The 15,370-nt window shown below is 72.9% G+C and carries 13 protein-coding genes; 3 read left to right on the top strand and 10 right to left on the bottom strand.

The window, feature by feature from the left end; all coding sequences use genetic code 11:
* Window positions 1–54: 54 nt before the first annotated feature.
* The 3 genes from tilS to dacB form a co-directional block, all read right to left on the bottom strand.
* Window positions 55–1,233 (bottom strand): tRNA lysidine(34) synthetase TilS, encoded by a 1,179-nt coding sequence (tilS, locus tag ABTY62_RS26540; RefSeq protein ID WP_352131925.1) that lies wholly within the window; start codon window positions 1,231–1,233, stop codon window positions 55–57.
* 276 nt (window positions 1,234–1,509) lie between these two features.
* On the bottom strand, window positions 1,510–2,643 hold the full coding sequence (locus tag ABTY62_RS26535) for an Rv3626c family coenzyme F420 biosynthesis-associated protein (RefSeq protein ID WP_352131924.1): 1,134 nt from the start codon (window positions 2,641–2,643) through the stop codon (window positions 1,510–1,512).
* A gap of 48 nt (window positions 2,644–2,691) precedes the next feature.
* Window positions 2,692–4,260, bottom strand: coding sequence for a D-alanyl-D-alanine carboxypeptidase/D-alanyl-D-alanine endopeptidase (dacB, locus tag ABTY62_RS26530; RefSeq protein ID WP_352131923.1), 1,569 nt, complete (start codon window positions 4,258–4,260; stop codon window positions 2,692–2,694).
* Between the two features lie 86 nt (window positions 4,261–4,346).
* Between dacB and ABTY62_RS26525 the strand changes: the two genes are divergently transcribed.
* On the top strand, window positions 4,347–4,841 hold the full coding sequence (locus tag ABTY62_RS26525) for an inorganic diphosphatase (RefSeq protein WP_014178498.1): 495 nt from the start codon (window positions 4,347–4,349) through the stop codon (window positions 4,839–4,841).
* Window positions 4,842–4,998: 157 nt separating this feature from the next.
* Here ABTY62_RS26525 and ABTY62_RS26520 read toward each other — a convergent pair whose 3' ends face one another.
* From ABTY62_RS26520 to ABTY62_RS26510, 3 genes are all read right to left on the bottom strand, one after another.
* Complete coding sequence (locus ABTY62_RS26520; protein WP_352131922.1) at window positions 4,999–6,714, bottom strand: threonine/serine exporter family protein; 1,716 nt, start codon at window positions 6,712–6,714, stop codon at window positions 4,999–5,001.
* Between the two features lie 171 nt (window positions 6,715–6,885).
* A complete protein-coding gene (locus tag ABTY62_RS26515; protein WP_352131921.1) occupies window positions 6,886–7,653 on the bottom strand; it encodes a DedA family protein in 768 nt (255 codons plus the stop codon).
* 172 nt (window positions 7,654–7,825) lie between these two features.
* Window positions 7,826–8,584, bottom strand: coding sequence for a MerR family transcriptional regulator (locus tag ABTY62_RS26510; RefSeq protein WP_352131920.1), 759 nt, complete (start codon window positions 8,582–8,584; stop codon window positions 7,826–7,828).
* Between the two features lie 118 nt (window positions 8,585–8,702).
* Between ABTY62_RS26510 and leuE the strand changes: the two genes are divergently transcribed.
* Together leuE and gad are read left to right on the top strand one after the other, a co-directional pair.
* On the top strand, window positions 8,703–9,404 hold the full coding sequence (gene leuE / locus ABTY62_RS26505) for a leucine efflux protein LeuE (RefSeq protein WP_352131919.1): 702 nt from the start codon (window positions 8,703–8,705) through the stop codon (window positions 9,402–9,404).
* A 135-nt stretch (window positions 9,405–9,539) separates the two neighbouring features.
* The gene (gene gad / locus ABTY62_RS26500) at window positions 9,540–10,967 is read left to right on the top strand and encodes a glutamate decarboxylase (protein ID WP_352131918.1); all 1,428 of its coding nucleotides are present in this window, start codon (window positions 9,540–9,542) and stop codon (window positions 10,965–10,967) included.
* A 69-nt stretch (window positions 10,968–11,036) separates the two neighbouring features.
* On the opposite strand, the gene ABTY62_RS26495 is transcribed toward gad, so the two are convergent.
* The 4 genes from ABTY62_RS26495 to ABTY62_RS26480 all read right to left on the bottom strand — a co-directional run bounded on the left by ABTY62_RS26495 (window position 11,037) and on the right by ABTY62_RS26480 (window position 15,293).
* Window positions 11,037–12,386 (bottom strand): hypothetical protein, encoded by a 1,350-nt coding sequence (locus ABTY62_RS26495; protein ID WP_352131917.1) that lies wholly within the window; start codon window positions 12,384–12,386, stop codon window positions 11,037–11,039.
* Window positions 12,387–12,554: 168 nt separating this feature from the next.
* The gene (locus tag ABTY62_RS26490) at window positions 12,555–13,223 is read right to left on the bottom strand and encodes a PadR family transcriptional regulator (RefSeq protein ID WP_352131916.1); all 669 of its coding nucleotides are present in this window, start codon (window positions 13,221–13,223) and stop codon (window positions 12,555–12,557) included.
* A gap of 115 nt (window positions 13,224–13,338) precedes the next feature.
* Window positions 13,339–13,998, bottom strand: a complete 660-nt coding sequence (locus tag ABTY62_RS26485; protein ID WP_352131915.1) for a LuxR C-terminal-related transcriptional regulator — start codon at window positions 13,996–13,998, stop codon at window positions 13,339–13,341.
* A complete protein-coding gene (locus ABTY62_RS26480) occupies window positions 13,971–15,293 on the bottom strand; it encodes a sensor histidine kinase (RefSeq protein WP_352131914.1) in 1,323 nt (440 codons plus the stop codon). The genes ABTY62_RS26485 and ABTY62_RS26480 overlap by 28 nt, the downstream gene beginning before the upstream one ends.
* Window positions 15,294–15,370: the final 77 nt, after the last annotated feature.

Genomic DNA, 15,370 nt, shown 5'->3' with positions numbered 1-15,370 from the left:
GTCGTCCACCCGCGCCACTCTCGTTAGGGTTACCGGCTTCACTGGCTGGGCGGGTCAGCCCTGCCGGATGACCAGTCTGCCACCCTCCCGGCGGACCTCCACGCGGCCGGGGAGGTTGAGGGCCCGCTGACCGCGCCAGCCGGTGATCAGGCGGTCCACCTCTTCGATGTGGCGGGCGAAGAGCGAACCGGCGGGGGCGCCCGCGGCGATCGCGGCGCGGCGCAGCACCCGGCGGCGGACGGCGGGGGGCAGCGCGTGCAGCCCGACGGCGTCGAGCTCGACGGCGTCCGGCTCGGCGGCATCGTGGAGGGCGGCATCGGGGCGCGCGGCACCGGGCTGTGCGGCACCGGGCTGAGCGGGGCCGGGCTGAGCGGGGCCGGGGCGGGCGGCCTCGGCCCGTACGGCGGCCCGCACATCGGTGCGCACCTCCGCCTCCGCCCGGGCCGCCCAGGCGTCGAGGGCGTCGGCGTCGTCGCGCGAGAGCTGCGCGGTGCGGGCGAGCGCCTCGACGACGCCCTTGCCGAGGGCCTTCTCCAGGACGGGCAGCGCCTCATGGCGGACCCGGGAGCGGGTGTAGGCCGGGTCCACGTTGTGCGGGTCGTCCCATACGGGCAGCGACTGGGCCAGGCACGCCCGGCGCGCGGTCTGCCGGTCGAGCCGCAGGAAGGGGCGGCGGTAGCGGCCGCCGGCGCCGGAGACCTGGGCCATGCCGGACAGCGAGCGGATGCCGGAGCCGCGGGCCAGCCCCAGCAGGACCGTCTCGGCCTGGTCGTCGCGGGTGTGGCCGAGCAGCACGGCGACCGCGCCGTGGCGCTCGGCGGCTGCGTCGAGGGCGGCGTAGCGCGCGTCACGGGCGGCGGCCTCGGGGCCGCCTTCCCGGCCGACGGACACGGCGACGGACTCGACCGGCTCCAGGCCGAGCAGGCGCAGCCGCTCGGCGACCTCGGCGGCGCGCACATCGGAGCCGGTCTGGAGACCGTGGTCGACGGTGACCCCTCCGGCGCGCACCCCGAGCTTGGGGGCTTCGAAGGCGAGGGCGGAGGCGAGCGCCATGGAGTCGGCGCCGCCGGAGCAGGCGACGAGTACCAATGGCACGGCGCCGGCGGCGAAGGCCGGGGCGGGGGCGGGCTGCGAGGTCGGCGAGGTCGGGGAGGTCGGGGAGTCGACGAGTACGTCGTGGAGGACGCGGCGGACCGCCAGGCGTATCGCGGCGACCGCTGGATGGGGACCCATGTCCGTTTCCCATCTGTCGTTCGAGGGGGTGCCTCGGGGCCGTTACGAGAATGTCGTCACGCTGAGTACGTCGATGGTGACAGAAGCGAGCTGTTCCCCGAGCATCGCACGCCTACCCGTCGCTCACGGTCCCTCGGACGAGTGATTTCGGATGAGGGATCAAGCGAATGATCAAGGGGTGCGTTCTCCCGCCGCCGCGGGTGCCCCGTCCCCTTTTCCCGTCGCCTTCCCGTTTCTTTCCCGCACCGTTCTTTCCCGCGCCGTCCCGGCGCGGGACTACAGCTCCGTTCTGCGGTGCACGCGCGCGACCCAGTCCGCGGGTTTGCTGATCTCCGCCTTGGTCGGAAGGGTGTTCGGGGAGGTCCAGACGCGGTTGAAGCCGTCCATCCCGACCTGGTCCACGACGGCCCGCACGAACCGCTCCCCGTCCCGGTACTGCCGCAGCTTGGCGTCGAGCCCCAGCAGCTTGCGCAGCGCCTGGTCCAGCCGGCCCGCGCCGCTGGCCCGGCGCTTCTGGAACTTCTCGCGGATCTCCGCGACGGACGGCACGACCTCCGGCCCCACGCCGTCCATCACATAGTCCGCGTGCCCCTCCAGCAGTGACATCACGGCGGTCAGCCTGGCGAGGATCTCCCGCTGGGCCGGCGTCTGCACCAGCTCGATGATGCTGGGCGTGCTGCCGTCCCGGTCGCCGTCCGCCTCCGGCCGGCCGCCGCCCAGCGACTGGACCGCCTCGCGGAACCGCTCCAGGAGGGTGGCCGGGTCCACCTCGGTCTCGCCGAGGAATGCCTGGATCTCGGACTCGATGTGGTCGCGCAGCCAGGGCACCGCGGTGAACTGCGTGCGGTGCGTCTCCTCGTGCAGACACACCCACAGCCGGAAGTCGTGCGGTGCCACGTCCAGCTCGCGCTCGACATGCACCACGTTGGGCGCCACCAGCAGCAGCCGCCCGCCGCCCGAGGAGGCGGGCAGGTCGCGGCTCGGCGGCGCGAAGGTCTCGTACTGGCCGAGCACCCGGGAGGCCAGGAAGGACAGCAGCATCCCCAGCTCGACCCCGGTCACCTTGCCGCCGACCGCGCCGAGCACGGCCCCGCCCGGCAGCCCCCCACGCCGCTCCTGCACCTTGCCCAGCAGCGGCTTGAGCACCTCGCGGAAGCCCGCCACATTGGCCTTGATCCAGCCCGCCCGGTCCACGACGAGAACCGGGGTGTCCGAGCCCGGTCCGCCCGCCGGGGCCATCCGGGTGAACGCCCGGACGTGCTCCTCCGACGACTTGGCGTACCGGCGCAACTCCGCGACCACGGCGCGCGCCTCGTCGCGGCTCACGTCGGGGCCCGGCCGCACCAGCCGGGTCGCGGTCGCGACCGCGAGGTTCCAGTCGACCATCTCCGCACCACCGATGCTCGTCATGGCTTCACGGTACGTGGCGCGCGGTCCATCCGGGAGGCGACGAGGGCATCAGCGGCAGCCGCAGTTCGCGAGTGCGGACGCCATGCGGTCCAGCGCGCGCTGCGCCCCCTGGGGATCGGTGGTTCCGTTCGTCATGAACGCGAAGACCAGAAGGCGGCCGTCCGCGTCGACGACGGCGCCCGCGAGCGTGTTGACGCCCGTCAGGGTCCCGGTCTTCGCGCGGACCACGCCCCGGCCCACCGCGTCCTGTGCGTAGCGGCCGCGCAGCGTGCCGGTGAAGCCGGCCACGGGCAGGCCGGTGAGGACCGGGCGCAGCTCGGGGTGGTCGGGGTCGGCGGCGCGCACCAGGACCTGGGCGAGCAGGGCCGCTGACACATGGTCGGCGCGGTCCAGGCCGCTGCCGTCGGCGATCCGGGCGCCGGACAGCGGCAGCCGGAACTTGTTCAGCCGGGCCATGACGGCCCGCCCCGCGCCGTCGAAGCTGGCGGGTTCGCCGGCGGCGACGGCGGTCTGCCGGGCGAGGGCCTCGGCGATGTCGTTGTCGCTGTTGGTCAGCGCCCGCTCGACCAGGGCGGACAGCGGCTGGGAGCGTACGGTCGCGAGCGGCCGCACCCCCTTTCCGTCCTTCCCGTCCTTCGGCCCCTTGACGGACTTCGGCTCGCCCTTCACGGCGATCCCGCGGTCGCGCAGCATCGTGGCGAACTCGTCCGCCGCGTCGGCGGCGGGGTCGTGGGAGCGGGGGGCCGGGCCGTGGTCGCTGTCGTCCAGGCGGCCCTCGTCGACCATGAGCGGCGTGACCGGCGAGATGTTCTCGTTGGGGCCGATCGGATGCAGGACGGGGCCGGAGTAGAGGGACGTGTCGTAGCCGAGCCGGACGCTGTCGGTGCCGCTCTTCCTGAGCGCGGAGGCCGTCTTGTCGGCCAGCTTGCGCAGGCTGGCCGGGGCGTCGGGGCCCTTGGCGGGGCGGGCGGTGAGGGTGGGGTCGCCGCCGCCGACCAGCACGATGCGGTCCTTGTCCTTGCCCTTCCCACCGCCCTCGGGGACGACGACGGTGGTCTTGATGCGGTGGTCGGGCCCGAGGGCGGAGAGCGCCGCGATGCCGGTCGCCAGCTTGATGATCGAGGCGGGCACGGCCTTGGCGTCCGCCCGCGCCCCGTACACCTGCCGCCCGGTCGCCGCGTCCACGACGGACACCGAACCCGTACGGCCCAGCGCGCCGTCGTCCAGAAGGGGCTCCAGCGCGTCGGCCAGGCCCGCCTGGGTGGGCGCCGGGACCGCGTCGTCGCCGCTGTCCGGGGAGGGCGCGACGGCGGCCGTGCCCAGGGGGGCCAGCACCGGCGCGGCGCCGGGCGCCGACCGCGCGTCGTCGCCGCCGTGACGCTCGCCACCTGTGCCCGGACTCCCGGCGGCGCGGGCCCGCTCGGCCTTACGCTGCCCGTTGTCCCACGGCCCGGCCGCGAGCACCGAAGCGACCGCCACCACCAGGCCGACAACGGCGGAGACAGCCGACAGTCGCCACGTACGCCGCTGCTCCACCGTGGCGCTCCGCCACCGGCCCGTGGCGTTCTGCCACTGGCTCTGCCACCACCTGACCTGCCACGATCTGGCTTCAGGCACGTCGGACCAGCCCCTTTCGCCACCACACACCTGCGTGGGGGACACTTAATCACCAGACGTATGTGTTGATCATGGAGGAGCCACCCGTGGAGTTCGACGTCACCATCGAGATCCCGAAGGGTTCGCGCAACAAGTACGAGGTGGACCACGAGACGGGGCGCATTCGTCTCGACCGTCGACTCTTCACTTCGACCAGCTACCCGGCTGACTACGGCTTTGTGGAGAACACCCTCGGCGAGGACGGCGACCCGCTGGACGCGCTGGTCATTCTGGACGAGCCGACCTTCCCCGGCTGTCTGATCAAGTGCCGTGCGATCGGCATGTTCCGGATGACGGACGAGGCGGGCGGCGACGACAAGCTGCTGTGCGTGCCCGCGTCGGACCCGCGTGTCGAGCACCTGCGTGACATTCACCACGTTTCGGAGTTCGACCGCCTGGAGATCCAGCACTTCTTCGAGGTCTACAAGGACCTTGAGCCGGGCAAGTCGGTTGAGGGGGCCAACTGGGTGGGCCGCGCCGAGGCCGAGGCGGAGGTCGAGGCCTCCGTCAAGCGCCTGGAGGCGGCGGGCGGCGCGCACTGAGCGTGCTTGTGACGGCGCTTTGATGAGCTGAGCTTTTACGGAGGGCGGGCCGGGTTTTCCGGCCCGCCCTTTGTGCTGTCCTGTGCCGTGCGCGGGGCCTGTGTGTGGGGCCTGTGTGTGGGGCCTGTGTGTGGGCTTGTGGGGGCCTGTGGGGGCCTCAGAAGCCGCGGGTGCGCTTGGCGGCGCGGCGGCCCGCGGGCTCGGTCTCGGGCCGCGGGGCCTTCAGGAACAGGCGCGCGGCCTCGTTGCCCAGGTTCACCCCGATGGCGATGGCCAGGGCCAGCGCCGCCGCCTGGGTCAGATGGGCGATGCCCCGGTCCAGATTGCCCTGGGCGAGCGCGAGCAGGCCGAAGTATGTGGCGCTACCGGGCAGCAGCGGCCCGATGGCGGCCGTGACGTACGGCAGCGCGGACGCGTAGCGGTAGCGGGACAGCAACTGGCCGAAGAGGCCGACCAGCCCGGCGGCGACGGTCGTGGCGGCCACCGCCGGGACGTTCGCGGTGTTGTGCAGCGCCCCGTAAACGACCCAGGCCACCCCGCCGTTGAGGGTCGCGAACAGCACGGTGTGACGTTCCTGCTGGAGCAGGATCGAGAAGGTCAGCGCGAGCAGCATCGCCGCGACGATCTGCGTCACCGGCCGGTCGACCTGCCGCAGCGCCGCCTCCGGGTTGAGCTTCGCGTTCAGCTGGAGCCCCCCGTAGAGCACGGTCAGCACGCCGCACACGATCCCGACGATCAGATAGCCGACCTCCAGGAGCCGGGCCGCGGCGGTGATGTAATAGCCGGTCAGCCCGTCCTGGACGCCCGCCACCAGCGCCCGCCCCGGGATCAGCGCGAACAGCCCGCCGGTGATCACCGCGGAGGCCTGGAGCCCCACCCCGGCCAGGCTGAGCGCCACGCCCATCGCGGCGGGCGGCATCGCCGCGGCCACGAACTGGTAGAACTCCGGCAGCCCGCGCCCCGAGGCCAGCCAGGCCAGCCGGTCGCCGAGCATCGCCCCGACCGCCGCCGCGAAGAAGACCGGCCAGTCGCCGCCGACCAGCATGCTCGCCGCGCCGGCCAGCGCGCCGCCCGCGACGGTGAGCGCCCACCCGGGGTAGGGGTGGCGGTTGCGGCGGATCTCGGCGAGGCGGCGGTAGGCCTCCTCCAGGGTGAAGTCCTCGCCGGAGGTGATGTCGTCGACCAGGCGGAAGACGGCGGACAGCCGGGTGTAGTCGGTGCCCCGGCGGCGTACGGTCCGGCTGGCGGTGACCGGGTCGTCGACGAGCGAGGGCTGGTAGCTGACCGAGAGCAGGGTGAAGGTGACGGTCGGCTCGCAGCGGTCGAGCCCGTACGCGTGCGCCACGCCGAACATCGCCGCCTCGACGTCCTCGGCCCCCTCGCCGCCCGCGAGCAGCAGCTCGCCGATGCGCAGGATCAGGTCCAGCACGCGCGGCACCGCGGGCCCCGCCTCGTCCTGCCGCTCCTGGCGCTCGGGAACCGGGCGCTCGCTGAGCGGCATGCGCAGCATGGTGCGCATGCGGTCCTGCCAGGGGCCTTCCTTGGTGAGCCGGACGACGGGGATGCCGTTGGGCGGGGTGAACGCCGGGAGGTTCGCGCCCTGGCCGCCCTGGCCGCCCTGTGGGCCCGTCCTGACCCCGGCGGGCGGTATGAAGGCCGAGCCCTCGGAGTCGATGGCGGGTTCGGCGGTCAGCCCCTCGGGGACGGCGAACTCGGAGGTGGGGTGGTCGTCCTCGGGCGTGGGCGGCAGCGGCACGCCGAGCGGCGGGGTGAAGGCGCTGTGTGCCTCGTCCGACAGCGGCTTGCGGCTTCCCGCCGCCTCCGCTTCCGGCACGCTCGCACCGCGCTGCCCGCGCTGTCGTTCGGACCCCACGTCTCCTCGCTCCTCACCCGCCTCTGTGCCAGATGTACCCCGGCCACCATGCACCATGGCGGCCACCGTGCCCATTGTGCGGGTCGGTGGCCGCCATCCGGAGGGTGGGGGCTGTGGGAGCTGTGGGAGCTGTGCGGGTGGTGGCCGGGGAGGGGCTGGAGCCGCTGGGCGTCAGCGCTTGGCGTGGCGGCCGCGCGGCATCGGGCCCGAGGGCTGCTGCGCCTGGTAGCGCGCCTCGGGGCCCGCGTCCGGCGCGCCCGGGCCCGCCGCGGGGCCCTGGGCGCCCGCGGGCTCCGCCGGGCCGGAGGCGGCCTCCTTCTTGGCCTTGCTGCGGGCGCGGAGGAACTCGATGATGATCGGGATCACCGACAGCAGCACGATGGCGATCAGCATCATCTCGATGTGCTCGTGGACGAAGGCGACCTTGCCCAGCGCGGCCCCGAGGACGGTGACTCCCACGCCCCACGCGACGCCGCCGATGATGTTGAAGATGATGAAGGAGCGGTAGTTCATCCGGCTCACGCCCGCGATGATCGGCGTGAACGTGCGCACGATGGGCACGAAGCGGGCCAGGATCAGCGACTTGGGCCCGTGCTTGTCGAAGAACTCATGGGCCTTCTCCACGTTCTCCTGCTTGAAGAGCTTGGAGTCCGGGCGGCGGAAGAGGGAGGGGCCGACCTTCCGGCCGAAGAGATAGCCGACCTGGTCACCGATGATCGCCGCGGCGGCGACACCGACGCAGACCACCCACAGATCCTGCTTGATCACATCCGTGGTGACCAGCAGACCCGTGGTGAACAGCAGCGAGTCGCCCGGCAGGAAGAAGCCGATGAGCAGGCCGGACTCCGCGAATACGATCGCCAGGACGCCGAGCAGGCCGAAGGTTTCGATGAGGTAGTCGGGGTCCAGCCAGCTGGGGCCGAGCGCGAGAGTGGTCACGGGTGACAGGCTCCTGGGTCGAGGGGTGCAGGCTCGTGCGAGGCCCGGCCGCAGGGTTGGGGCGGACAGGTGCGGTCTTCACAGTGTGCCGCCCAAAGTTATCAACGCCATGTGCGTGCCCTCGGTTCCCGCTGTCCGTACGCCCGGGGCGACCCGGGCGCACGGCCGCGGCCTAGCCGTGACGGGCGGCGTTCGCCGCGATGGCCGCGCGCAGGTGCTCGGCCGCCCCGGGCCGGATCGAGTCGTAGAACTCCCGGAACCGCTCGTCGGTCACATACGTCTCGCCGATCCCCTGGTGGATCTCGAAGGTGCACTCGTAGAACCACGTGGAGATATGGCGCCGGTGCTCCTCGGCCATGTCCATGGCCCGCTCGCCCGAGGCCGGCTCGCCCTCCTCCATGAGCGCGGCGAACCGGGCGCTCCAGTCGGCGACCTCGGCCTGTATCTGCCGCCAGTCCTCCTTGGTGTAGCCGGCCGTGCGCCGCTGGCTCTCGGCGTACGTCTCGGTGCCGCCCCAGCGCCGCTCGGCCTCCTCCGCATAGGCCTCGGGGTCCTTGGCCCCGAAGAGCTCGAACTTCTCCTCGGGTGTGAGGTTGATGCCCATCTTCCGCGCCTCCATGGCGTGTTCGACGGCGGCGGCCATCTTCCGGAGCCTTTCGATCCGCTCGCTCAGCACGGCGTGCTGACGCCGCAGATGCTCCTGCGGGTCGGTGTCCGGGTCGTCCAGCAGGACCGCCACCTCGTCGAGCGGGAAGCCGAGCTCCCGGTAGAACAGGATCTGCTGCAACCGGTCGAGGTCGGCGTCGTCGTAACGCCGGTGCCCGGCCCGGCTGCGGGCGCTCGGGCGCAGCAGCCCGATCTCGTCGTAGTGGTGCAGGGTGCGCACCGTGACCCCGGCGAAACCCGCCACCTGTCCCACGGAGTAGCTCATGCCGTCCGCTCCTTCCTGGTACGCGCTCCACGGTGTGTCCTCACGTCGCGTGAGGTGCAAGTCCGGATCCCGGAAACCCGCTGGGATGCTTCCGGGGGCGGCTGGCATCCTCCCTGCTGTGCTGGGAATAACAGATCTTTCGACGTATCTGGCGGGTCTCGCCCTGATCATCCTGCTGCCGGGGCCGAACTCGCTCTATGTGGTCTCCGTCGCCGCCCGCAGCGGCACGCGGACCGGCTACCGGGCCGCGCTGGGCGTGGTGTGCGGGGACACGGTACTGATGGCGCTGTCGGCGGGCGGGGTGGCCTCGCTGCTCCAGGCGAGCCCGGCGCTCTTCGCCGTGGTGAAGTACACGGGAGCGGGCTATCTGAGCTGGCTGGCGCTGGGCATGCTGCGCGGGGCGTGGCGGCTGTGGCACGACCGGGGCTCGCGCGGGGCCGGGGGCTCCGCAGGCCCGGCGGCCGTGCCCGGGGCCGGAGCCGGGGCCGGGGCCGGGGATGACGGGGCGCGGGCGGTGGAGCGGCCGTACCGCAAGGCGCTGGTGATCAGCCTGCTGAACCCGAAGGCGATTCTGTTCTTCATCTCCTTCTTCGTTCAGTTCGTGGACCCGGAGTACGCCCACCCGGAGCTGTCCTTCCTGGTGCTTGGCGCCTGGGGGCAGCTGTTCAGCCTCACGTATCTGTCGGTGCTGATCTTCAGTGGCGCGCATCTGGCGGCGGCCTTCCGGCGGCGGAAGCGGCTGACCGCCGGGCTGTCGGCGGCGGCGGGCGCGGCGTTCCTGGGGTTCGCGGTGAAGCTGTCGCTGAGCAGCGCGGGGTAGCGAAACGAAGGTCGGCGAGGGGCTGCGGCGGGGGGGGAGGGGTGCGGCGCGGGAACGGGTCATTCGCCGCATTCGCCCGTATTGTCGCGAAGGTCAGCCGACGGCTCTCATGACCGAGGGGAGAGTGCGCGGCCCATGGCACTCCACAAGGGCAGGCACGACACACGGTACGAGAGCGGGCAGCGACGGCCCGCTGTCGCGGTCAACCCCTTCTACGGGGCGGCCGACCCGGTCGGCGGCATGGTCGACGAGGTGCCGCGCAACCGGCTGCCCGACGGCCCCATGCCCCCCGCCACCGCCTACAAGCTGGTGCACGACGAGCTGATGCTGGACGTCAACGCCCGGCTCAACCTCGCCACCTTCGTCACGACCTGGATGGAGCCGCAGGCCGACCAGGTGCTGTTCGAGTGCCGCGACAAGAACATGATCGACAAGGATGAGTACCCGCGCACCGCCGAGCTGGAGCGGCGCTGCGTCGCGATGCTGGCCCATCTGTGGCACGCCCCCGACCCGGACTCGGTCATCGGCTGTTCCACCACCGGTTCGAGCGAGGCGTGCATGCTCGCCGGGCTGGCCCTCAAGCGCCGCTGGACCAAACGCAACCCGGTGCGCTATCCGGCGGTGGCCCGGCCCAACCTGGTCATGGGGATCAATGTCCAGGTGTGCTGGGAGAAGTTCTGCAACTTCTGGGAAGTCGAGGCGCGCCAAGTGCCCATGGAGGGCGACCGGTTCCACCTCGACCCCCAGGCGGCCGCGGACCTGTGCGACGAGAACACCATCGGCGTCGTCACCGTCCTCGGGTCCACGTTCGACGGCTCGTACGAACCCGTCGCGGAGGTCTGCGCGGCGCTGGACGAACTGCGGGGGCGCACCGGGCTGGACATCCCGGTCCATGTGGACGGCGCCTCGGGCGCGATGGTGGCCCCCTTCCTCGACCCGGACCTGGAATGGGACTTCCGGCTGCCCAGGGTCGCCTCCATCAACACCTCAGGGCACAAGTACGGCCTGGTCTACCCCGGCGTGGGATGGGCGCTGTGGCGCACCATGGAGGACCTCCCCGAGGAGCTGGTCTTCCGGGTCAACTACCTGGGCGGCGAGATGCCGACGTTCGGGCTGACCTTCTCCCGGCCCGGCTCCCAGGTGGCCGCCCAGTACTACACGTTTCTGCGGCTGGGGCGGGACGGCTACCGCGCGGTGCAGCAGACCACGCGGGAGGTGGCCTGCTCGCTCGCGGAGCGGATCGAGGCGCTGGGCGACTTCCGGCTGCTGACCCGCGGCGACGAGCTGCCGGTCTTCGCCTTCACCACGGCCGAGGGCGTGGAGAACTTCGATGTGTTCGACGTGTCGCGGCGGCTGCGCGAGCACAACTGGCTGGTGCCCGCCTACACCTTCCCGCCGAACCGGCAGGACCTGGCCGTGCTGCGGATGGTGTGCCGCAACGGCTTCTCGATGGACCTCTCGGACCTCTTCCTGGACGACCTGCGGACGCTGCTGCCCGAACTGCGGCGCCAGCCGCGGCCCCTGGGCCGCCCCGAGGCCGTGGCCACCGCCTTCCACCACTGAGCGGCGCGGCCATGCGTACGAGAGCGGCCGTGCGTACGAGAGCAGCCGTACGTCCGAGAGCAGCCGCCGTCAGGCCGTACGCGCCGCGGCCTGGAGTATCTCGGCCCTGCGCCGGACGGCCTCCAGTGCGCCGGGCCTGCGGCCGGGCACCCGACCGCGCAGCGCTATCAGGAAGGGGGCGAGGGCGCCGGCCCTGACCGGGTCCTGGACGAACTGCCACTGGTGGTGGGCCCGGTCCACGGCCCCTTCGACGTCCGGGTGGTCGGCGGCCTCGCCGTTGCCCAGCCGGGCGTCGGCGACCGCCATCCACAGCTCGCAGGCGCGGGCCGGGTCGCCGGCGAGGCGCGCCAGGTCGGCCCGTACCTCCAGCCAGTGGAGGGCCGCGCCCGAGTGCGGACCGGCGGAGCGGAGGGCCTCCTGCTCCCAGGCCGCCGCCATGGAGGCGGCCTCGCTGTGCCGCCCGGCGTACGCGGCCTCGAAGATCGCGGCGTGCGGATCGGACGCGGGCGCGGGCGGCGGGGGCTGCTCCGGCCCGGTGGGCGCCGGCCACGGCGCTGACGGGGGCGGAGGCGGGGGCAGCAGCTCCAGCGGGCGGTCCTGCCGGCGGTCCTGCGCGCGGGGCGGTGGAACGACCGCCTCCGCCTCCGCCGCCTCCGGGCCGTCCGCAACGCGCGTCACCCCGCCTGCCGAAGCGGGTGCCGGGGTCGGATGCGGGACGCCCGCGACGGCGACGGCGGACCCGTCGAACAGCAGCTCCGCGCCGCCTCCGAGACCCGCCTCGGCGACGGCCCGCTCATGCAGCAGCGCGAACGGCGTGTCCTCGGCCACGCCCCGCAAGGCCGCGGCGAACGCCCGGCTGTAGAGCGGCGCGGCGGTCCGCCGCTTGGGCGGAGCGGGCGCGAGGGCGCCGTAGAGCGTCAGCCCGGCCGCCATCAGCCGCCCCGCCAGAGCGGGGTCGGACGACAGCCGCGGCCACGCCGTCTCGTCCGCCACCAGGTCGACGAGCACCGTGGTGCTGCCCGGCGGCCGCGGCGCGAGCTCGGCGGCCAGCCAGTGCCACGGCAGCGCGGTGTAGCGGGCGGTCCTCGGCGTCGTACGGGCCAGCGCGAAATGCGGCAGCCGCTGCTTGATGTCGAAGGTGAGCTGGCCCGCCAGATAGATCAGCACCGGCCCGTCGTGGGCGGCCGCGGTCCGCAGATGCGTCAGCACGGTCTGCGGGTCGGCCGGGTCCACCAGTTGTACGACGCTCGCCCCGCCCGCGGTCCCCAGTAGCGCGGCGGGCGGTACGGCCGCGAGTTGGTGCAGCGCCCCGGCCGCGTCCATCAGCCGCTGCTTGCCACCCGGGGCGGCGGCCACGAGCAGGGCGTAACCGACCCCGCCCGTCGCCCTCGCGCCCGTGTCCCCCCTGTCGTTCACCATGCAAGCACCGTATCCGGAACCACCCACGACGGGTGATGGTGTGGCTCACGCGGCATTCGGGCGTGTCTGGAATCGTTTCAGCGGCTGAGGCTCTGGTAACGGCCCACGGCCAGTGGGAAGAAGACCGCGAGCAGTTGGGCGTGGCCCTTGCGGATCAGTCAAACCTGATCAGCCGGCGTTCTGCTCTGTTTCGGCGCCGTCCTCGCCAGGCGCGGGCGCACTCGGGCTCTCCGTGCTCGGCACGCTGTCCATCAGCACATTCACCGAGCGCTTCCCCTCACCGGCCATCACATACGCCCCGCCCTCGAGCCGCTCGATCAGCCCGCGCGTCCACTGCGCCCCGCTGTCGGCCGAGTGCACCCAGAACCGCATGATCTCGCCGATATGGCCCCAGGCGTCGGGCGTGGCCTCGTCCGGCATCCAGTGCGCGGTGACCTCGGCCCGCCACTCCTCCAGCGCCGCCACCCGCTCCTTCAGCAGGGAGATCGCCTCGGCACGCGGAAGGTCGACGATGAAGCCGACCCCGGCCGTCAGCTCGTCGATCTTCTGGTCATGGCGCACCAGCGCCTCACGGAGGAGCTGGAAATACTCCTCCTCCCCCGCTTCGGTCAGCTCGTACTCGGTGCGCGGCGGGCCGCCGACCGTGCTCGGCGCGACATCGTGAGCGACCATCAGGCCCTGCTTGGCCATCTGTTTGAGCGCGTGATAGATCGATCCGGGCTTGGCGTTGGACCACTCGTGGGCGCCCCAGAACTCCAGGTCGTTACGGACCTGGTAGCCGTGGGCCCGCCCGTGCTGGCGCACCGCCCCCAGCACCAGCAGCCGGATCGCTGACATCGCCCGCTTCTCTCCCTCCCGGCCCCTCCGGGGCCCGCCGCTGTCCAGGCTAAGGGCTTGCAGGGAATCAACGTGTTGCTTCCCTGCAAGCCCTTAGACGCCCCTCCCCCGGGCGCTACGCCCGGAGGAAGGCCAGGACCGCGAGGACGCGGCGGTGGGTGTCCTCGCCGGGCGGCAGGTCGAGCTTGCCCAGGATGTTGCCGATGTGCTTGCCCACCGCCGCCTCCGAGACGACCAGCTCGCGCGCGATGGCCGCGTTGGACTTCCCCTCTGCCACCAGCGCCAGCACCTCCCGCTCCCGCGAGGTGAGCCGCTCCAGGGGGTCGCGCCGACGGCGGAACAGCTGGCGGACCACCTCCGGGTCGACGACCGTGCCGCCGCCCGCCACCCGGCGCAGCGCGTCCATGAACTCCTCGACCTGCCCGACCCGGTCCTTGAGCAGATAGCCCACCGCCGTGCCGTCGCCGGAGTCCAGCAGCTCGGTCGCGTAGGTCCGCTGCACATACTGGCTCAGCACCAGGACCGGCAGCCCCGGCCGCTCCTTGCGCAGGGCGACCGCCGCCCGCAGCCCCTCGTCGCTCTGCCCCGGTGGCATCCGCACATCGGTGACCACGAGGTCCGGGGAGAACTCGCCGACCGCCACCCGCAGCGCGGGGGCGTCGCCGACGGCCGCGACGACCTCGTGTCCGAACCGGGCCAGCAGCCCCACCAGGCCCTCGCGCAGCAGCACGCTGTCCTCCGCCAGGACTAGCCGAAGGCTTCGATCGGCTCGCACGGTATCTCCACGCCCAGAATCGTCGGCCCGCCAGGCGGGCTGGAAAGTGTCAGTGTCCCATCGAGCGCGGCCACCCGGTCTGACAGCCCGGTCAGCCCGCTGCCCCCCGCGTCAACTCCAGCCCCGCCCCTGGAGCCGCCCCGCCGAAGGACCGCGCCGCCCACCCCGTCGTCCACCACCGACACGAACAGCGCCCCTTCCCGCACCTCGGCCCCGACCTCCGCCAGCGCCGCGGCGCTGTGTTTGGCGACATTGGCCAGCGCCTCGCAGACCACGAAGTACGCGGCCTTCTCTACCGGTTCGGGCAGCCGCCCCAGCCCGGGGGCATGCACCAGAACGGGGATCGGCGAGCGGTCGGCTGCGTCCTCCAGCGCCGCCTCCAGGCCCCGGTCGGCCAGCACCTGGGGGTGTATTCCATGAATCAGCTCTCTCAGCTCCGCCAGCACCTTGCCCGCCTCGTCATGCGCCTTGGCGAGCTGGTCGGCCAGCGGCCCGGGCGGGGCGTCCAGCCGCGCCAGGCCCAGCGTCATGGTGAGCGCCACCAGACGCTGCTGGGCGCCGTCGTGCAGATCCCGCTCTATTCGCCGGCGCTCCGCCTCGAAGGCGTGCACCAGCCGGGCCCGCGACCGGGCCACCTCCCCCAGCTCCTCGCGCAGCGGGTCGTCGGGGCCCGCGAGGAGCAGCCGGGCGAACGCGGCCCGCAGCCCGGCGAAGGTGCCCAGACAGTAGAGCGCCACCGGGAGCAGCATCGCCCCCGCGAGGGACCACGCGGCCGCCTCGTTATAGGAGGTGACGGACCAGTACTTGAGCACCTGGGCCTGGCCGCCGCCGTCCGCGGCCAGCAGTATCGGGGTGGCCGTCATCGACAGGGGCGCCCCCAGCGCGCACAGGAGGGCCAATGCGTCGGCCATCCACAGGGCGAACGCGAACAGCACCGTGTACGCCAGCTCGTACCAGGTCGCCCGCTCCTGATATCGCACGCGCGCCCACGCGAGGGGCCCCGGCTCGTCCGGTGCGCGGTGCGGGCTGCGGGCCGGCCTGTCGTCGACCAGCCGCAGCCGGCGGCGCTCGATCGCGCCGACCGGCACCCCGGCCAGCCCCAGCGCGGCCAGCACCCCCAGTCCGAGCACCAGGATCGTCAACACGCCGCCGACCAGCGCGAGGACGATGATGCCGAGCAGCGCGAGCAGCCCGACGGGCGCGCTGCTCATCAGATACAGCACCGCGCGCCAGGGCCAGGCGGAGCGCAGATAGCCGGGCTGATAGAGGGCCTGTCGGACATTTCGCGTGGACATACGAGAACGGTACGGCGCGGCGACCCCCGGCACAGTCGGCCCAGTAGGCGTCTTGGGGGTATGCCTGGCCATACCCC

Origin of the sequence: Streptomyces sp. NPDC097640 (assembly GCF_040302705.1) — a bacterium.
Classification (GTDB): Bacteria; Actinomycetota; Actinomycetes; order Streptomycetales; family Streptomycetaceae; genus Streptomyces.
The sequence above is the reverse complement of the archived record's forward strand: the minus strand, read 5'-3'. Positions and strand labels throughout refer to the sequence as shown.